The following is a 1,198-nucleotide window of genomic DNA, read 5'->3' as shown; positions in this document are numbered from 1 at the left end:
AAATTAATGATTATCAGTCGTTTAATTGTTGTAAAATAACACGGAAAGGGTGCCTTAAGAAGCTGCTGTAAACGGCAAATCTGAAAAAAACAATTAACAGGTTTGTGATTATTTACCAAATAATAAAGGTGAAAATTCTTGTAAATTAACACAAATAAAGGGGCCATTAAATAGGAAAAGGCATCTGGATTATTCAAATGCCTTTTCCTTAATGTGTTAATTTAGTTAATTTGTGTTGTTAGTAACATGCTAACATAAACGATATAGTTAGAAAAGCATTCTCGCATTGAAGTTTGTTTTTTTTTGAGCATACTATTATCAATTCGGCACCTTTGCGGGTAATGGTTGATTTTAGTATGCTTTTTGCTTAAATACGTTGCTATTCATTTCAATTATAGTAGTTTATTTTCAATACTCGTATATGACAGCTACTATTTGACAAAACAATTGATCTTACGGTATCGGAATAGTATTTATCTCAGTTTTATAATTTATTATGTTTACGTATAAACCGGATCATACAGATCTTTCCCGCTGTTAATTGACGTAAATAAGAAAAGAGAGCTAGACAGGAATACCTGCATCGCTCTCTTTTGAATAGTAGGAATTGACTATTTTTTATCAATCTTATAAAGGCGTCCCTGATCGGTAATGGCATAGAGTGCGCCATCTTTACCTACGGTAATATCACGGAAGCGCTGGAATTCTTTTTCCAGCAATCGTTCTTCACCCACCACTTTGTTATTAACAATAACCAGCCGGGCAATATGCATACCACTTAACGCACTGACAAACAGGTTGTTTTTCCATTCCGGAATCCGGTTTCCTGAATAAAAGGTTATACCGCTCGGCGAAACAGACGGATCCCAGTAATAAACCGGCTGCTCTAATCCATCTTTCTGTTGAAGCGCATCTCCGACTTTATCGCCGCTGTATTCAATACCATACGTAATGGTTGGCCAGCCATAGTTTTTACCCGGTTTTACCAGGTTGACTTCATCACCACCGCGAGGGCCAAACTCGGTTTCCCATAAGTCGCCGGTAACGGGATGAAGCGCAAGACCCTGCACGTTGCGGTGGCCTAATGAATAAAGTTCAGGAATGGCTTCTTTATTAGAGGCAAACGGATTACCTGCTGCCGGTTTACCCTCTTTAGTAATACGAACCACTTTACCCAGTCCGGAATTAACCGATTGAG

1 protein-coding gene is annotated in these 1,198 nt (G+C 38.2%); it reads right to left on the bottom strand.

From position 1 onward, the window contains the following. Nucleotides 1-611 precede the first annotated feature (611 nt). On the bottom strand, nucleotides 612-1,198 hold a 587-nt coding region (locus tag BLX24_RS30530), incomplete at its 5' end, for a PQQ-dependent sugar dehydrogenase (RefSeq protein ID WP_143092942.1).

The sequence above is a fragment of the Arsenicibacter rosenii genome, from assembly GCF_001870735.1.
GTDB lineage: Bacteria > Bacteroidota > Bacteroidia > Cytophagales > Spirosomataceae > Arsenicibacter > Arsenicibacter rosenii.
The sequence above is the reverse complement of the archived record's forward strand: the minus strand, read 5'-3'. Positions and strand labels throughout refer to the sequence as shown.